Source organism: Pectobacterium atrosepticum, assembly GCA_019056595.1.
Taxonomy (GTDB): domain Bacteria; phylum Pseudomonadota; class Gammaproteobacteria; order Enterobacterales; family Enterobacteriaceae; genus Pectobacterium; species Pectobacterium atrosepticum.
The window spans coordinates 4,855,480-4,873,403 of sequence record CP036163.1; the positions used below are offsets into that span (position 1 = coordinate 4,855,480).

The window sequence follows — 17,924 nt, forward strand, 5'->3', positions numbered from 1 at the left end:
AGGAAAAGGGCAGTAGCTGATCTCGTTTGGAAATGATAACAATTAGAAATATTTGAGCCAGCGGATGTCTCTGCGGCGGGCTTTTAAACGGGCAAACGCACGAACGGGCGAAAATAACGCGACCATCAGCACCAAGGTACAAACCCACAATTGCCAAACGGCGGAAAAGCCGAACCATTCACCTTGATTTTCCCCCCAGATCGCAACAGCGGTTAAATACATGCCTTTTAAAACATAAAGATGCAATAAGTAGAAAAACATCGGTGCGGCACCGAAATTCGCCAACATAACAAGCCAGCGCTTCTGTTGCTGACGCTCAAACAGAGCGAGCAGGCAAAACCCTATGCTAAGGGTTAGGCAGAGAAACAGCAGCGATGGCGGGTATTTCGTGATGTTGAAATAACTCATGAGTGTCTGCGTGATGGTTTCACTCTGTTGCCAGGGTTTATCGCCATACAGATTGATACTACGTAGTATGAAAAACAGCGCTAACGTGGTTCCGGCTAGAGCGAGCAAGACTTTCTGCCGCTGAAGCGGAAAGACGTCTTTTCGGTATAGTGATCCTGCCGCGTAGCCAAGTGAAATGACGCCAATCCAGGGAAGTATCGGATATGAAGTACGCATACGGAACGTTTCGCTGATTGCTATCCAACCGCGATCGTGCAGAACTGCCCAGGGAATGGACCAAATGGAACCTGCTGAAGCATGTAGAGGGTCCAGCAGATTATGCCCACCCACGATAACAATACCCAATATGAAAACCAAGCTAGCAGGTAGCCAGATTAGCGCGCTGAGAGCGAGCATACTCATGCCGATTGCCCAAATCACCTGCAAATAGATGACCTGCGGTGGGAATTGGAACGTCCACGCAAAGTTGATCAACGTGACTTCAAGAAGAATGAGAATTAAGCCGCGTTGGAACAGGAAGAGGGCAGTTTGCCGACGATTTTGCACTTTCTGATGATAAAGTGCCGCAGAGAGTCCGGTTAAAAAGACAAACACGGGAGCACACAGGTGCGCCAGCGTACGATTGATGAATAGCATAGGATCAGTGCTGGTGACATCAATGGGATCGGCGAGTTGCAGGTGTAAATAAAAGGTTTCGCGCACATGGTCTAGTAGCATAAGTACCATCACCAGACCGCGCAGAGCATCGATAGCGAGAAGTCGCTGAGAGATATCTCGAGACATGTTCACATTCCTTTGTGAATGAATAAATTTTTATAAAAAAAACGCCGCATAAGCGGCGTTCTTCTTTCCCGGCGTCCCGGAAAACGACTTCAGTGCAAACTAAACGCGAACGAAGTCGATGTGAGTCAGTTTAGGCTTGTAAACGTGACGTTGTACAGCCTGAACTTTAACTTGAACTTCTTTGCCATCGATAGACAGGATCAGTGTTTCACCGTAGAAGCCTTCTTTCACTTCTTGGTTTTTTACTGAATCGTGATCTAGTTCGATAGATACTGGTGCTTCTGAACCACCGTAAACGATGGCTGGGAATTTACCAGCGGAACGCAGGCGGCGGCTCGCACCCTTACCCTGACCTTGACGTGCTTCTGCTTTGATAGTAATCATTTTCTTCTCTACTTATATAAAGTAATCCTGCTACAGGCGACCCAGCAGCAGGTTGGGTTATCCAGCTTTTGCGGACAAAAGCGGGCTAAATTCTAGCGGAATATGGCTTCGTGGGCAAATGAATCCCAACATTACTCGTCATACTTCAAGTTTCATGTGCGTTGGCAGCGTTCTGTCACCCGAATCACTTACCAGAGTAAGCTCATCGGGATTAAATGAGAGACATCCTGTCTCTCACCGGAGGCCAGCTGTTGGCTGGTCAAATTCGTTCCCGACGAATTTGTCCCTCACTTGCCGGCTGCCTGAAACTCGAATTATTTAGAGTATACCTTAGCCGCGGAGTTCATTGGCGCGGCGAAAGCGCCCCTGATAATCAAAGAGCTTTTCACGTATTTGCCAGAATCTCCCGTTTTTACGCGCGACGACAAAGTCGGGTGCGCGTAAAGATATCTGCTGTGCGATGACGTCGGCGGCATTCTGCCAGTTAAATGGCGTTCCCGGTGCGCGTTGATGAACACGTAAAAACTGTTGCAGGAAAACGTGGCGTTGTGCGGTGGAGTGCAGGCGGAAACGCTCGCTAACGTCAGCACCTTCCTCATCATGGTAGGTTATTTTCAGCCATTCACCTTTTGCATCTTGCCCCTGTTCGAAGCTCATGCCGCTACAGCGTAAAACCAGCGCATTTTTCAGTTTCAGTGCGGCTTTCAACATGTCGTCGGGGTCGACTAATACCTCGTCGCACTGGTTGCAGCGCCGTGCGGCAATGTCGTTTTCTGCCCCACAGTGTGGACAGACTTTAAACCGAAACCGGAAATTACACTGCTGACGTTGGCCGTTTTCTGCCATTTCCCAGCCTTGGCAGCGGCGGCCATAGTGTTCGATGATATCGCCATCCGGGGTGGTTTTGCCCCAGAACAGGTTAGCAAAACCACACTCAGGGCAGAAAACTTGCACCGGCTGGCTGCCAGCATGGGGTTTGCTGTTGCCTACTTCTGGGGTGTAGAGGTCGTGTGGGTTACCTGCGTAATCCAGTATCAGACAGTCTGCTTTTCCCGGATACAAACGTAAACCGCGCCCGACAATTTGCTGATAGAGGCTTACGGACTCTGTCGGACGTAGAATGGCGATAAGATCGACATGTGGGGCATCAAAACCGGTCGTCAGTACCGCCACGTTGACCAAGTATCGCAACGACTGCTGTTTAAAGGCGTCAATCAACGCATCACGCTCGGCAGGTGGGGTATCGCCGCTGACCAGTGCAGCCTGACCTGCGGGTAACAACGCTGCAATTTCTTTGGCATGCTCGACGGTAGACGCAAAAATCATCACACCGCGTCGCGTTTGCGCATAATCGACAACCTGGCTGATGATGTGCGGCGTAATGCGCTGTTGGCGTTTAAGTTCGAGATTTAGGTCAGCTTCGCTGAATAATCCGTTGCTGCGGGCGACAAGCTTACTGAAATCATATTGCACCACTGGCATATCCAGTCGGTCAGGCGGCACCAGAAAGCCATGCTTGATCATATAGCGCAGCGGTAGCTCATAGATGCAGTCGCGGAACAAACAACGCTCGTCGCCACGCATCATGCCGTGATAGTGGTACTGATATATCCAGCCTTTGCCAAGCCGATAGGGCGTCGCAGTTAGGCCGAGTAGCCGCAGCTGTGGATTGGTTTTTTGCAGGTGCTGGATGATTTGTTGATATTGGCTATCATTGTCGTCGCTGATACGGTGACATTCATCGATGATCAGCAGAGAGAAGGCGTTATCGAACTGATCGAGGTTACGTGCGACGGACTGCACGCTGCCAAAGACCACTTTTCCCCTGCTCTCTCGCTGTTGCAGCCCCGCCGCGAATATATCCGCTTCCAAATCCCAGGCGCAGTATTTGGCGTGGTTTTGCGCGACTAGTTCCTTGACGTGGGCGAGCACCAGCACACGACCACGAGCAAGCCGCGCCAGTTCGGCGATGACCAGACTTTTCCCCGCGCCGGTGGGCAAAACGATGACGGCCGGTTGGGTATGATGCCGAAAATAGTCGAGTGTGGCGGAAACAGCCTCACGCTGGTAAGGCCGTAGTGTGAATGACATCGCTAGTGCTGGCAGATTTTACTGGCGCTGGTGGTGAAACCAGCATCGTGCGGGATAAATTTTCCGCGTTCAGACAGAAATTGCACCAGCATTGAGGCTGTCATGTTTTCGGCGGAGCAGGTATGAAAACGCGCTGCGTTGCCGAAGCGGGTTTCTATGGTGGTAATCAGTTGTTCAGTGGTAAATGACTCACCGGACGCGAGCATCATTTGCAAAACTTCATGGCCGTGAATAGATGACATGAGGATTGTCCTTAAAATGTAAAAAATTGCCCTTATTATGCCTGTTGATAGTACCCAGTGCGAGGGGCGCGCAGCATGAGGGTTGGCTAAAAAGAGCAACATACAGGCGGTGAATTGCAGGACGAGCGGGCAAAGCCTCGGTATACTATCCTCTCACAATTTAGGGCCTCACAATTTGAGACCGGCATTTCTTTGAAATAGGTAGTCAGTTTTAATGCGATTGGACAAATTTTTATCCCAACAGCTGGAAATTAGTCGTTCACTGGTGGCGCGCGAGCTCCACGCACAGCGTGTTACCGTAGATGGCGAAGTGGTAAAAAGCGGTGCGTTCAAGTTATCCCCTGAGCATAACGTTGAATTTGATGGTAACCCGTTGAAACAGCAAAACGGCCCACGTTATTTCATGTTGAATAAGCCTCAGGGCTACGTTTGTTCAACTGACGATCCCGATCATCCGACCATTCTTTATTTTATGGATGTGCCGGTGGCGTACAAACTGCATGCCGCAGGGCGTTTGGATATCGATACCACAGGGCTGGTGCTGTTAACTGACGATGGGCAATGGTCGCATCGTATTACCTCACCTAAACATGAGTGTGAAAAAACCTATCTGGTGACGCTGGAGTTGCCGCTGGCTGAGGATACCGCAGAGCAATTTACGGTGGGTGTACAGCTGCATAACGAGAAGAATCTTACTAAACCCGCTACGCTTGAGAAGATAACGGATCATGTTGTTCGGTTGACGATTAGCGAAGGTCGCTATCATCAGGTGAAAAGGATGTTTGCTGCGGTGGGCAATCGCGTTGTGGAGCTACACCGTGAGCGGATCGGTGGTATCTGTTTGGATAGCGAGCTGGAACCGGGAGAATTCCGCGAGTTAAGTGCTGAAGAGGTCGCCAGCGTAAAATAATACTATTCAGAACGACCTTCTTTCTAATCTGGAGTTATTAGTGCAATTACGCCGTTCTTCTCATCTCGGGCTGATTTTTATTCTTGGCCTGATTTCGATGCTAATGCCGTTAGCTATCGATATGTATTTACCGGCGTTGCCGACCATTGCTAACGAGTTTGGCGTGGGCGATGGGCATGTCCAAATGACGCTCAGTGCTTACGTGTTGGGTTTTGCTATTGGCCAGATGTTCTACGGACCGATGGCGGACAGCCTAGGGCGTAAACCTGTCATTCTCGGCGGTACGCTGGTTTTTGCGTTCGCAGGCGTGGCCTGTGCGCTGGCGCAAACGGTAGAGCAGCTGATCTATATGCGTTTTCTGCACGGTGTTTCTGCCGCCGCCGCGGCGGTTGTTATTAATGCACTGATGCGCGATATGTTCTCGCGGGATGATTTTTCTCGCATGATGTCGTTTGTCGTGCTGGTGATGACTGTTGCCCCCTTAATTGCACCGATTGCCGGTGGCTGGTTGCTGCTGTGGTTTAGCTGGCATTCCATTTTCTGGACGATCTCTGCCGCGGCGTTTCTGGCGTCAGCGCTGATTTTCTTTTTTATCAAAGAAACCTTACCGCCAGCGAAACGACAGAAATTTCATCTGCGCACCACCATCGGGAATTTCGCTATTCTGTTCCGCCACAAGCGGGTGTTTAGCTATATGGTGGCGAGCGGGCTTTCGTTTTGCGGCATGTTCTCCTTCCTGAGTGCCGGGCCGTTTGTGTACATCAACCTGTATGGCGTTTCTCCTCAGAATTTTGGCTATTACTTTGCCCTGAACGTCATTTTTCTGTTCGTGGTGACGCTGTTTAACAGCCGTAATGTACGACGACTGGGTGCTATGGCGATGTTCCGCACAGGGCTGGTCATTCAGTTTGTGATGGGAATATTTTTGGTGGTTGTCTGTCTGTTCGATCTCGGCTTCTTACCGCTGGTGTTTGGTGTGGCGCTGTTTGTTGGCTGTATTGCGATGGTGGCGTCGAATGCGATGGCAGTTATTCTTGATGATTTCCCTCATATGGCAGGGACGGCATCGTCGTTGGCTGGCACGCTACGCTTTGGTCTTGGTGCGATTGTAGGTGTTGTCCTCTCACTGGCTTCATTCAGCAGCGCTTGGCCGATGGTACTATCTATGGCGCTCTGTTCGATCGGAGCATTTCTGCTGTATCTGTACGCGCACCGTTCCCCAGGGTCCTGATTTTCCCCTTCTTTTCAGATGCAGGTAAGATGTGCCTGCACCTGAGTTTGTTCTTCTCTTATATTCCTCATTTTCCTTTTGACAGCGATAGCCTGCCATTCTCCTTTGTTTTGCCAATGTAAAATATTTTACTAAAAAGTGAATAAATAAGCTGAAAGGAGTTGAGATATTAAATGGAAAAGGTTACATATAGCCGGAAAAGAAGAGCGATTCGTGATCAGTTTGGCATTAATAGCGCTTGCAATCAGGTTAGTTAGCCACTACCACGATATGCAAAATATGTGTTTGTTGTTTTTTTGTTCACGAAAAGTGGCGGGAAATGGCGCGAACACGCTACTATGATAAATATGTTGCTATTTTGTGAATTTTTACCTGAGGAAAACAGTAGTGGACAGTTTTCAACTTTCGGTGGTTCATCGTTTGCCGCAAAGTTATCGCTGGTTATCGGGTTTTGCAGGTATCAATGTTGAACCGATTCCGCTGAGCGGCAGAGAAGAAGACAATAACCTGATTGGTCTCAAATTGTTGAGTCATGATGGCGATATCGCATGGGAAATCATGCGCCAGCTGAATCAATCCCTGTTTGAAATACAGGTTGAATGCGCCGTTCTGGAATGGGAAAGCGAACCGTGTCTGTTTTTACATCGCAATGATGAAAGTACAGCAATGTGCCGTCTGAAAAATGTCGGTGTCGCTATTGCTGAATCTGTATCGGCACAGTATCCTTTTTAAACCGCAGCGCCAGTAGACTGGCGCTGCGGCACTTCCTCGTTTATGCCGATTGCGTTTCCGTCATGCCAGATGAAAACTGTAGCAGCTCCCGCGTGTAATGCTCGGCAGGATGCGTGAATACCTGTTTACACTCCCCCTGTTCGACGACTTCACCCTGTCGTAACACGATAACCTGATGACACAGTGAGCGGATAACTTGTAAATCATGGCTGATGAACAGGTAGGCGATTTTGTGCTTTTCCTGTAATGACTTCAGCAGGGCCAGAATTTGCGCCTGAACCGTTCTGTCCAGCGACGACGTAGGTTCATCGAGAATCAGCAGTTCCGGTTGCAGTATTAGTGCCCGAGCGATAGCGATACGCTGGCGCTGACCGCCGGAAAACTCGGAGGGATAACGGTAACGAGTGGTGGGATCCAGCCCGACTTCCTGCATCACCGCCACCACGCGTTGTTCTTGCGCCTCTTTACTCAATTTGTGATGAACGATCAATCCCTCAGCAATGATTTGCTCCACATTCAGCCGTGGGTTCAGCGCGGAGTTCGGGTCCTGAAAAACGACCTGAATCCGGTGACGGAAGGGCAGCATTTGCTTACGGGTTAGCCCTTGCAAGGGTTGACCATCAAACCAGATATCACCGCGTGATTGAATCAGGCGAAGTAGCGCTAATCCGGTAGTGCTTTTCCCTGAACCCGATTCCCCTACCAAACCCAGGCTTTCACCGCGCCGTAAGGTGAAACTAATATTATTAACGACCTGCTTTTCGTCAACGGTACGGCGCAAAAGGCCGCGTTTGATAGGGAATGAAACGTGCAAATGCTCCACCCGCAGGAGGGGGCCACCGTCATCCTCTACCGGAAGCGGCTCGCCTGATGGCTCTGCGTCCAGTAATTGGCGTGTGTAAGGATGCTGCGGAGCGCTGAAAAGCTGCTGACAGCTGTTGTGCTCCACGGCTTTACCCGATTTCATAACCGACACGTTATCCGCCAATTGACGGACGATATTCAGATCGTGGGTGATGAACAGTAAGCTCATCCCCATTTCCCGCTTCAGCTCGTTCAGCAATTTCAGTATTTGCGCCTGAACGGTAACGTCCAGTGCTGTTGTCGGCTCATCAGCAATGAGTAAATCGGGCTGAGTCAGCAGCGCCATTGCAATCATGACGCGCTGGCGTTCCCCGCCGGAAAGCTGGTGTGGGAAATCATTCAATCGGCTTTTAGCCTGCCGAATACCCACGCGATCCAGACAGGAGATGACTTCGCTACGGGCCGCCTCGGTGCGCATGCCACAATGGAGCGAAAGCACTTCAATTAGCTGTTTCTCAATGCTTTGCAGGGGGTTAAGCGACACCATCGGTTCCTGAAAGATCATCGCAATTCGGTTACCGCGTATCTGACGCAGTGTTTTTTCATCGGCATGTAGCAGCGATTGCCCCGCAAAGCGGATATCTCCCTGCGGATAAACCACGGGTGGGGAAGGGAGCAAGCGTAAAACCGACAGTGCAGTGACGCTTTTCCCCGAACCTGACTCGCCGACCAGCGCCAGCGTCTCACCCGCATTCACCGCCAGTGAAAGCTGGTCGACAACACGCTGCTCCTGATCGCCTTTGCGGAAGGCAATGCTGAGATCATCTATCTGCAATAAAGGTGAACTGGACATATTAATGCGCCTTGCTGGGGTCAAAGGCGTCGCGCACCGCTTCGCCGATAAAAATGAGTAAGGAAAGCACGATGGAAAGTACCATAAACACGGTAATACCCAGCCACGGTGCCTGAAGGTTATTTTTCCCTTCCAGCAATAAAGTACCTAATGATGGTGAGCCCATTGGCAGACCAAAACCGAGGAAATCCAGCGATGTCAGTGTGGTAATCGAGCCGCAGAGAATAAAGGGCAGATAGGTCAGCGTCGCAACCATCGCGTTTGGCAGCATGCAGCGGAACATAATGGCACGATCGCTGACGCCCATTGCCTGCGCGGCGCGAATATAGTCAAAATTTCGAGTACGCAAAAACTCTGCCCGGACCACACCAACCAGACTCATCCAGCCGAAAAGTACGGTAATCGCCAGTAGCCACCAGAAGTCCGGCTGAATCACGCTGGACAGTAGGATGATGAGAAACAGCGTCGGCATGCCGGACCAGACTTCGATAAAGCGTTGGCCCCATAGGTCAAAACGTCCGCCGTAATAGCCCTGTGTTGCGCCTACGATAATACCAATCACGCTCGACAGTATTGTGAGCGCCAGACCGAACAGCAGTGAGATACGGAAGCCATAAAGTACCTGTGCGACTACGTCTTTCCCCTGGCTGTCCGTACCCAGCCAATTCTGCCAGGAGGGTGCCGATGGGAAAGACACCGTGGTGGCATAGTTTATGGTGGCATAGCTGTAGCGAATCAGTGGCCAGATGGCCCAACCGTGGTTGCTGATACGTTCGGCGATATAAGGGTCACGAAAATCAGCCGTGGTATCTAACTGTCCGCCGAACGTTCTCTCGCTGTGATCAATAAGGACAGGCGTATAGAGCTGACGGTCATATTTCACCAGCAGCGGTTTGTCATTGGCGATCAGTTCGGAAAACAGGCTGAGAATAAACAGCACCATGAAAATCCACAGCGACCAGTAACCGAGACGATTACTTTTAAAACGCGCCCAGCGCGCCTGATTGATCGGGCTTAATCGGCTCATTGGCGTCCCTCAAAATCGATACGCGGATCCACCAGTGTATAGGTTATGTCACTGACGATATTCAACAATAAACCGATCAGCGTGAAGATATACAGCGTGCCGAACATGACGGGATAATCACGTTGCAGCGTGGCGTCATAGCCCAACAGACCCAGCCCGTTGAGAGAAAACATCACCTCAATCAGCAGCGAACCAGTGAAAAACATGCTGATAAACGTGGCAGGGAAGCCAGCAATCACCAGCAGCATGGCATTACGGAACACATGCCGATAGAGGATGCTTTTTTCATCCAGCCCTTTAGCGCGTGCGGTAACAACGTATTGCTTACGAATCTCATCCATAAAGGAGTTCTTAGTGAGCATCGTGAGGGTAGCAAAACCGCCAATCACGGAAGCTACTACCGGTAGCGCGATATGCCACAAATAATCGGTAATCTTGCTGTACCACGGCAGGGTATCAAAATTGCTGGAGATCAGTCCTCGAAGTGGGAACCAGTCTAGATAACTGCCGCCTGCGAACAGCACAATTAAAATAATCGCAAACAAAAACGCCGGAATGGCATACCCGACGATGATTAATGTACTGCTCCAGGTATCGAACGGTGTGCCGTTCTTCACCGCTTTTTTGATGCCAAGTGGAATGGAAACCAGGTAGATAATCAGCGTACTCCATAGCCCCAGCGTAATCGAAACCGGCATGCTTTCCTTAATGAGCTGCATCACCGAAGAGCCACGAAACAGGCTGTCGCCGAAGTCAAAACGTACGTAATCCCACAGCAGTTTAAAATAGCGCTCATGGATTGGTTTATCGAAGCCATAGCGTTTAGTGATTTCTTCGATGACTTCCGGGTCAAGCCCGCGTGAGCCTCGGTAAGCGTTTTCGATATTGGGCGCGCCGCTGGTGCCAGTGCGTGCCATTCCTGCATCCATTCCGCTATTGGAGGTATAGCCGCTTCCGTGTCCCATTTCGATCGCTGCGATAGCTTGATCGACAGGGCCGCCGGGAGCAATTTGTACAATGAAGAAGTTAATCGTGATAATCGCCCACAGGGTTGGAATGACCAGCAAGAGGCGGCGTAACAGATACGTTCCCATTTTGATTCCTTAACGTCGCTCTGCGGGCAGCGTAGCTGCCTGTTTGGTATCGAACCACCAACCATCAAAACCAAGTGAATAGGCCGGGCGTACAGCAGGCATGGCAAACTTGTTCCAATAGGCGAAGCGGTCATGGTTGGAATACCACATCGGAATCATGAGCTGGTTCCAGGTCAATACCCTGTCCAGCGCGCGGCCTAATGACAGCAGGGGTACTTTTTGCCCTTGATGCTTAACGATGTCTTCGATGAGCGAATCAATCGCGGGATCGCTGACTCCCGGTCTGTTGTAGGTCGAGTCGATATACTGCGAACTCCAGCGAATTTGCAGGTCAGCACTGGGGTAGAGCGATGCGCTGTATACCGTTGCCAGCATATCGAAATCCCGCTTACGGAGGCGGTTGTTGAACTGCGTGCTGTCGATGTTACGCACGTTCATGGTGATGCCCAACTTTTTCAAGCTCTGCTGGAAAGGCAAGACATACTGCGAATTACCGGCGCTTGGCAATAGCAGTTCAAACGTAAATTGCTGTCCGGTTTTGCGATTAACCAGCTTCTGATCTTTCAATTCCCAGCCGGCCTCTTCCAGCAGCTTGATTGCCTTAAGCCAGTTTTGTCGATCATATCCGCTGCCGTCGGAGGAGGGCGGTTTGTAGGCCGTGCCGAAGACTTCGGGGGGGGCTTTGTCCTTCAGTGGCGTCAGCCAGGCCAGTTCCTCTGCGCTGGGTTCACCTTTAGCGGCATATTCAGTATTTTGGAAATAGCTGTCGGTACGTTGATAGGCGTTGTAATACAGCGCCTTATTCATCCAGTTGAAGTCAAATGCCAAGGATAACGCCTGACGAACGCGACGATCCTGAAACAGCGGCCGCTGGATATTGAACGCGAGCCAACGCGTATCCTGAGCGGATTGATTAACCTGATCCTGTTTAATTATGTAGCCACGCGCAAAGTTGCCACCCTGATATTGGGTCGCCCAATTTTTTGGCGATCCTTCTTCACGCAGATCGAAGGCGCCCGCTTTAAAGGCCTCGAGTGCGACGCTGTCGTCCAGATAATAGTCGTAGCGGATTTTATCGAAATTGTACTGGCCTTTATTGACTGGTAGATCGGCACCCCAATAATCGTTCACGCGAGAATAGGTAACATATTGCCCCGTTCGATAGGCGGTGATGCGGTAAGGGCCACTAGCCGGGGGTGGATAGGATAGCGGTTCGCTGAACTTATGATTCTTCCAGAATTTTTCCGGCATGATGGGCAAGGTCAGCAGGCTGAACATGCGGTTTTTGTCGGACACGGGAAAATCGAAGCGTACGGTCAGCGGTGCAACGGCCTTGGCGGTAACATCTTTAAAATAGATGCGAAACTGCGGCACGCCCTGCGTCATAAACATATTGTAAGTGAACGCCACGTCGGCCGCAGTGATCGGGGTACCGTCATGAAAGCGTGCTTTGGGATTCATCTCTATTTCAATCCAGCGGAAATCCGCCGAATGGCGTGTCGTCAGCGCGACCAGCGGATAATAACTGCCGGGTTCGTCATCAGAAGAAGTGAAAAGCGAATCGTAGAGACGTTCAGTACGTGCCGCCGCCGCGCCGCGCAGCGCGAAACGGTTGAAGTTGTCAAAGGTACCCAGTGCGCTGAGGGTGATGCTGCCGCCCTTGGCGGCATCAGGATTGACATAGTCAAAATGACTGAAGTTCTCAGCATATTTGGGTTCACCCAAAAGCGCAAAGCGGGTGCTGTTTTCAATCGTTTCGGCATGCAGCCCAAATTGGGTCGTGCAAAGCAATACGGCAGCGATAACGCGTTTTAACATCTGACGGCAATCTCCTGCGAGCGGACGTTATCTGATTGGGCGACGAGTGTAGACACGTCATACCGTAACGTCGGCGATACCGATTTCTTCGGCATAAAGTTCTTGAAATAATTAACATTCCCATCGGGAACTTGCGTGTTTTCTTTTTATCATGAAATTAGGTGATAAACCTACCTTAATCACGGCCTGTTAATGTTTCAGATTGTTGAGTCAGTCATATTTTGTGCAATATGCCGCAGAAGGGGAGGAACGAAGTGGTATTTGAGGGAGGCAGGCATAAAAAAACATAGGGAACGTTTTTCAACGTTGCGCAGCAACGGCCCGTAGGGTGACGGATAAGGATGTTCGTCATAAAAAAACGCCGCTTAGGTTATAAGCGGCGTTAGTGTCATCTCGTTTCGTTGGCTAACTAAACAATACCACAGCAAGGGACAGATATTGTTTAGCTGGTTTTTCCTTTACTCAGAACACGGCGTCCTTCTTGATAACGCTTATTCCAGTAGTCTTCTGTCATTTTGGAGATGATGACACCACTGCTGGTTGATGCGTGGACGAACTGATCGTTGCCGAGGTAAATACCAACGTGGCGTCCGGTTGAACCTGCACGGAACAGAACAAGATCGCCAACGCGCAGTTTGTTGCGCTGAATTTGCTGGCCCATCTCTTGCTGTTCATAGGTCGAACGCGGTAAATCCATGCCAAATTGTTCGCGGAAGGTGCGCTGAACGAAAGCTGAGCAGTCAATGCCACGGCGACTATCACCGCCTAAGCGGTAACGAACACCTTTCCAACTGGCATATTGGTTAAGCAATTTGGACTTGATGTCCACGTTACGAACCAGTGCTTCAAATTCATCCTGAGAGGCTTGCAGTAAAAGACCATCTTTATCATTAACTGCATGCATATCAGTTTGAGCTTTATGGTTGTATGCACTATTACTTCCACATGCGGAGAGCATCATTGCTACCGCTACGGCAGGCACTGCCCGCCAGATATATCTCAGAATCGGTTGAGACTTGACCATTATTGTTGTGTTCCCTTGCTGTCCTTAACGATAAATATCGCTATGTAGTATCCCCATTTCACTGGGGCATAAATGCCAAACGAAAACGAGAGTCAGACTAAATCAGAGTTTCTTCTTAGCCAAATACTCATCAACGAAAGTGTGCCAGAATGCACATTATTTTTCTTGTCGCTACTAGTTCAGTATGCGCTAAAAAGCAAACTTCAACGAGACTACCGCAACAGCAGTAGGATTGCGAGTAGTTTTAACTAATTTATTTATAAGATTTAATGATGTATTCAGCTAAAAAATGTCGATGTAAAAAAGCTGAAATCATATGAATTTATACTGTCGATTTCTTAGGTAATCGTCGGTTTAACAGGGCAATAGCGGCATCGCTTGCTGGCGTTAATAACCACCAACTCAAGCCGACCAGAACAACCGAGAGCGAACCGACGGCAATATCGGTAAACCAATGTGCACCGATCATGATGCGAGGCAATGAGAAGATTACTGTGATGGCCACGCCGATAGCGAAAGCGGTGCGGGTAAAATAGCGCAGCATAAAGGCAGCAAAGATCATCAACATCATACCGTGGTCACCGGGGAAACTGTCCGATGAAGCATCTTTGGTAGGTATACCCGTTAAGTCTGAAACGCGGTTGACGTCACTAAAATAGAGCGTCGGGCTGGCGTGTTGAACGGGCAGCAAATGTCCCGCTTGATTCAGCACTACGGCAGTTAACAGCATGATGAAGCCAATGATTAACAAATGGCGGCGCTCTATGGGGGAGGCTTTCAGATAAAACGACAAATACAGCAACCCCATCGCAATAAGCGCACAGCCGTCAAAAGCCCGGTTATTGGTAATCGCTACCAGATGTAAAAATGCCGGACTATCAACCAAAAGGCGGTTGAAATAGAAAAAGATGTTACTGTCGAGCGTGAGCCAAAAACCATGATTTTCCGGCAGGTACCAAGATAAAAACAGACCAATACCCAACACATTGAGCACTAAAATAGAAGAAATACGAGCAAATGACATAAGGCAAAGCATCCAAATACGAAAAACTCCAGTTTAGTCCACGTTAGGTAAACGAGCCTTTAACAATGAGGCTTGCAACGTATTCCATTCTGCCGGTGTTTCATTGATGACTTCGATACGGCTATCAATCGGTGCCGCCGATCGGGTTTCTATATGAAGATCGAGTCCCTGACGGTTGACGACGAGCGTCCCTTCTTTGATACGCATAACCCCTTTAACCCGGCTCACGGGGGAAAGGCGAACCCAGTCCAGCAAGGTGGCGGTGTCAAAAGCGGTTTCAGGCTCGAATATCCAACCGCAGGCATGGTAGCCCTGTCCCTGATTAAGAGAACGTCGCCAGGATTGCCCACTCGGTAATTGCAGCGCGGCCAAACCATTTTTTGGCTTATGTGCGTGGTGGTGAATGCCGTCCGGCAGTTCGCGTACACGGTTTTGCGATAAAGGGTGTCGCGGTTGGTCGAGCTGCTGTCGGTCAAGGTTTCCCTGACTGGTTTCGATAATTTGCCGACCATCGCTGTTTGCCTGTTGCCACTGTTGTAAGGCTGCGAGATCGTCGGTGGTGTAGGTATCGCGCTTGTTGGCGATAATAATGTCAGCGGCGGCAAGCTGATCGCGGAAATTCTCATTTTCCGTGTAACGAGAGTCGCTTAACTGGCGCGCATCCAGCAGACACAGCGTGGCCTGCAATGTCAGCCAGGGCTGATAGATGTCACTCGTCAGCAATGAGAGAATTTGTTTCGGGTGGCCGAGCCCCGTGGGTTCGATAAGTAATCGATGTGGTTTTTTCTGTTGCAGCAGCATATTCAGGCCAACCTGCATCGGCAAACCATTCACGCAGCACATGCAGCCGCCGGGAATTTCTTTCAGGACAGCACCGCTGTCCGCCAGTAAGGCACCGTCAATGCCCACTTCGCCGAATTCATTGACCAGCACTGCCCAGACTTCGTCTTCAGGCTTTTGCGACAGAAGATGGCGAATTGTGGTGGTTTTTCCACTACCCAGAAACCCCGTAATCAAATTGACTTTCGTTAGCATGGCAGGCTCCTATATGAATGGACGGTTGAAATGTGCCGGATATCTCATCCGGCGACACGTATCGTGCTAATGGTGCGAGGTTGTTGTTAGTCTGCGCGGCCCATGTAGCGACGTTCTGGAATGTGAATACGGATTTTTTCACCTGCGCTCAGGTATTCTGGAACTGGGATGACCAGACCGGTGCTCATGGTGGCTGGCTTGTTGCGTGAGCTGGCCGAAGCACCTTTAATGCCCGGTGCCGTCTCGATGATTTCCAGATCTACCGTTTGCGGCAGTTCCAGTGCAATGATTTGGCCGTCCCAGCTTAATACCTGAATCCCCGGCATTCCGCCTTCAGGGATAAACAGCAATTCTTCTTCTATTTGATCTTTTTTGAAGAGGTAAGGGGCGTAGTCTTCATCATCCATAAAGACGTATTCGTCACCGTCAATATAAGAGAAGGTCACCGTGCGGCGTGTCAGCGTGATGGTGTCGATAATATCGTCACCTTTAAAACGCTCTTCCACTTTCAAACCCGTGCGGACGTCAGAAAAACGCATTTTATACAGCGTGCTAGCACCGCGGGCGCTGGGGCTCTGGACATCGATGTCCTTTACCAGCAATAACTTGTCGTTATAGTTAACGACCATTCCGCGTTTAATCTCGTTCGCTCTTGCCATAAAAATTACCTGTTATAAGGAGTGTGATTTTTGTGGCGACACGTTACTCGCGCCGGAGAATTCAGGCAAGTAGATACTCGTCATACTTCAAATTTCATGTGCGTTGGCTGCGTTCACTCACCCGAATCACTTACTTATGTAAGCTCATCGGGATTCCTTCCCTTGCCGCCTTCCTGAAACTCGAATTATTTAGAGTATAAGATGAATGGGTCTGATATTGGTTTTTTGCTATCGGGCTGCTATCGTGGCGCTCTCTTATCTCTTGTCAGCCCACCTGAGAGCTTACTGATGGACTGTCGCCCTCATTGCGGTGCTTGCTGCATCGCGGCATCGATTTCAACGCCTATGCCGGGCCTGCCGCACGGCAAGCCAGCAAACACGCCCTGTATTCATCTTGATGAGGCGATGCGCTGTGGGTTATTCCATTCCCCTCTGCGGCCTGCGGTTTGCGCGGGGCTAAAACCGCGTGCGGATATGTGTTTCAGCCATCGGGATGAGGCGATGATTTACCTGCTCAAACTGGAAGCTGACACCGCGCCTTGAATTGCGGTGGTCAGGCATCTTTGATGCGCGACATACAATAGATGGAACCGACGATCATCAGCAGTGCGAAAAAGAAAACGGCGTGATAGCTCCAGATTTCAGCGACGATACCGGCCAGTGAGCCGGAGATGATCCAGCCAACGCGCGTGGTATTGGTAAACAGCGTCGTCGCAGCCCCTGCCTGTCCAGGCATTAAATCCTGAAAGTAGAGCATACCGATTCCAGCCAGAATCCCGATGAAAATGGCGTTCAGCACCTGTAACGCTAGCAGTGCGGTTTCTCCGTTGAAGAACAACAGCCCACCGAAAAACAGCAGGCCAGATGCAACGGCAAGCCGCATCAGGAAACGTTTACCGAAGCGTTTGGCAACGTAACCTGCAATCAACATCACCGGAATTTCCAGCCCAGCGGCAACGCCCATCATGATACCCGCCAGCTTTTCTGGCAGATGAAGCTCATGCACCAGATACAGCGGCATATTAATGAGGTAAATCCCGTTGCAGGTCCACATCAAGGTACACGCAATGAATAGCAAGAGCGTGTCACGACGGTTGCGACGAGGTGATTCCAGCGTGGAGGTGGTTTTTTCCACCGCTTTAGGCATGGAGGGCAGAAAGAATTTGACCAAAATGCCGCACAAGATAAAGACGACTGCGGCGGTCAGATACATCGTGGTAAAGCCGAATCCTAGTGCCAGCGCAAACGCGATAGGCGGGCCGACAACCCAGGCGAGAGAAATCTGGGCGCGGAGGATGGAGCTGAACATTGCCGCTTCACGACCGGTTTTATCCGCGTGCTCGCGCGCCAGCGCAAAAAGTTGCGGGTTCGCGGTCGAGCCAAAACTGCTCAGTAAAACGCCGATAAAGAGCAGAATAAAATAGTTACGGTTCCACGCAAACAGCATGCAGGCCAATGCACCCAGCAGGCAGCAGACGAAGATCAACGATTTACGATCGCCTTGACGGTCTGAACGCGTGGCCAGCATTTGGCTGACGACGATGCCAATAACCGCGCTGCCGGTATAAAACATGCCCACCATAAAAGGACGAACCTGTACTTCGCTGGAAAGAAAGAGGCTGAGTGTGGGAAGTTGCAGGGCACCGGCCGTTCCAGTCAGAAAGGCAATGATTAAAAATGCTGACGATGTCAGGTCAAGCGGGCGTCGTGTTGTGTTTGCAGGAGTGAACATAAATTGATAGCGCTTGGAAAATAGGCAGAGGCTGTCGAGCGCGACATAGTACGCGGGTTTATAATGAAACAGA

General features: G+C 50.3%; 17 protein-coding genes. 4 read left to right on the plus strand and 13 right to left on the minus strand.

Features of this window, described 5'->3' with window-relative positions:
- Positions 1 to 42: 42 nt before the first annotated feature.
- The 4 genes from DCX48_22590 to DCX48_22605 form a co-directional block, all read right to left on the minus strand.
- On the minus strand, positions 43 to 1,191 hold the full coding sequence (locus tag DCX48_22590; GenBank protein ID QXE17049.1) for a DUF1624 domain-containing protein: 1,149 nt from the start codon (positions 1,189 to 1,191) through the stop codon (positions 43 to 45).
- A 99-nt stretch (positions 1,192 to 1,290) separates the two neighbouring features.
- A complete protein-coding gene (locus tag DCX48_22595; GenBank protein ID QXE17050.1) occupies positions 1,291 to 1,575 on the minus strand; it encodes a 50S ribosomal protein L25 in 285 nt (94 codons plus the stop codon).
- A 330-nt stretch (positions 1,576 to 1,905) separates the two neighbouring features.
- A complete protein-coding gene (locus DCX48_22600; GenBank protein QXE17051.1) occupies positions 1,906 to 3,666 on the minus strand; it encodes a DEAD/DEAH box helicase in 1,761 nt (586 codons plus the stop codon).
- Between the two features lie 2 nt (positions 3,667 to 3,668).
- On the minus strand, positions 3,669 to 3,908 hold the full coding sequence (locus DCX48_22605) for a DUF2492 family protein (GenBank protein QXE17052.1): 240 nt from the start codon (positions 3,906 to 3,908) through the stop codon (positions 3,669 to 3,671).
- A gap of 214 nt (positions 3,909 to 4,122) precedes the next feature.
- Here DCX48_22605 and rsuA point away from each other — a divergent pair, with 214 nt between their 5' ends.
- The 3 genes from rsuA (at position 4,123) to DCX48_22620 (ending at position 6,781) form a co-directional block, all read left to right on the plus strand.
- Entirely contained in the window at positions 4,123 to 4,818 is a 696-nt protein-coding gene (rsuA, locus tag DCX48_22610) for a 16S rRNA pseudouridine(516) synthase RsuA (protein QXE17053.1), read from the plus strand.
- 40 nt (positions 4,819 to 4,858) lie between these two features.
- Complete coding sequence (locus tag DCX48_22615; protein ID QXE17054.1) at positions 4,859 to 6,049, plus strand: Bcr/CflA family multidrug efflux MFS transporter; 1,191 nt, start codon at positions 4,859 to 4,861, stop codon at positions 6,047 to 6,049.
- A 387-nt stretch (positions 6,050 to 6,436) separates the two neighbouring features.
- Entirely contained in the window at positions 6,437 to 6,781 is a 345-nt protein-coding gene (locus tag DCX48_22620; protein ID QXE17055.1) for a hypothetical protein, read from the plus strand.
- Between the two features lie 40 nt (positions 6,782 to 6,821).
- On the opposite strand, the gene yejF is transcribed toward DCX48_22620, so the two are convergent.
- The 8 genes from yejF to yeiP form a co-directional block, all read right to left on the minus strand.
- The gene (yejF, locus tag DCX48_22625; GenBank protein ID QXE17056.1) at positions 6,822 to 8,438 is read right to left on the minus strand and encodes a microcin C ABC transporter ATP-binding protein YejF; all 1,617 of its coding nucleotides are present in this window, start codon (positions 8,436 to 8,438) and stop codon (positions 6,822 to 6,824) included.
- A gap of 1 nt (position 8,439) precedes the next feature.
- Positions 8,440 to 9,465 (minus strand): ABC transporter permease subunit, encoded by a 1,026-nt coding sequence (locus DCX48_22630; GenBank protein QXE17057.1) that lies wholly within the window; start codon positions 9,463 to 9,465, stop codon positions 8,440 to 8,442.
- Positions 9,462 to 10,559 carry a microcin C ABC transporter permease YejB gene (locus DCX48_22635; GenBank protein ID QXE17058.1) on the minus strand — a complete coding sequence of 366 codons (1,098 nt, stop codon included), beginning with the start codon at positions 10,557 to 10,559 and terminating at the stop codon, positions 9,462 to 9,464. Before DCX48_22635 ends, DCX48_22630 begins: the two co-directional genes overlap by 4 nt.
- A 9-nt stretch (positions 10,560 to 10,568) precedes the next feature.
- Complete coding sequence (locus DCX48_22640) at positions 10,569 to 12,377, minus strand: ABC transporter substrate-binding protein (GenBank protein ID QXE17059.1); 1,809 nt, start codon at positions 12,375 to 12,377, stop codon at positions 10,569 to 10,571.
- A 442-nt stretch (positions 12,378 to 12,819) separates the two neighbouring features.
- The gene (locus DCX48_22645) at positions 12,820 to 13,401 is read right to left on the minus strand and encodes a bifunctional murein DD-endopeptidase/murein LD-carboxypeptidase (GenBank protein ID QXE17060.1); all 582 of its coding nucleotides are present in this window, start codon (positions 13,399 to 13,401) and stop codon (positions 12,820 to 12,822) included.
- A 322-nt stretch (positions 13,402 to 13,723) separates the two neighbouring features.
- Entirely contained in the window at positions 13,724 to 14,425 is a 702-nt protein-coding gene (locus DCX48_22650) for a phosphatase PAP2 family protein (protein ID QXE17061.1), read from the minus strand.
- A gap of 33 nt (positions 14,426 to 14,458) precedes the next feature.
- Entirely contained in the window at positions 14,459 to 15,460 is a 1,002-nt protein-coding gene (locus tag DCX48_22655; protein ID QXE17062.1) for a GTP-binding protein, read from the minus strand.
- An 86-nt stretch (positions 15,461 to 15,546) separates the two neighbouring features.
- The gene (yeiP, locus tag DCX48_22660; protein QXE17063.1) at positions 15,547 to 16,119 is read right to left on the minus strand and encodes an elongation factor P-like protein YeiP; all 573 of its coding nucleotides are present in this window, start codon (positions 16,117 to 16,119) and stop codon (positions 15,547 to 15,549) included.
- 288 nt (positions 16,120 to 16,407) lie between these two features.
- Between yeiP and DCX48_22665 the strand changes: the two genes are divergently transcribed.
- Positions 16,408 to 16,662, plus strand: a complete 255-nt coding sequence (locus DCX48_22665) for a YkgJ family cysteine cluster protein (protein ID QXE17064.1) — start codon at positions 16,408 to 16,410, stop codon at positions 16,660 to 16,662.
- 10 nt (positions 16,663 to 16,672) lie between these two features.
- On the opposite strand, the gene setB is transcribed toward DCX48_22665, so the two are convergent.
- Positions 16,673 to 17,851, minus strand: coding sequence for a sugar efflux transporter SetB (gene setB, locus DCX48_22670; protein ID QXE17355.1), 1,179 nt, complete (start codon positions 17,849 to 17,851; stop codon positions 16,673 to 16,675).
- Positions 17,852 to 17,924 lie beyond the last annotated feature (73 nt).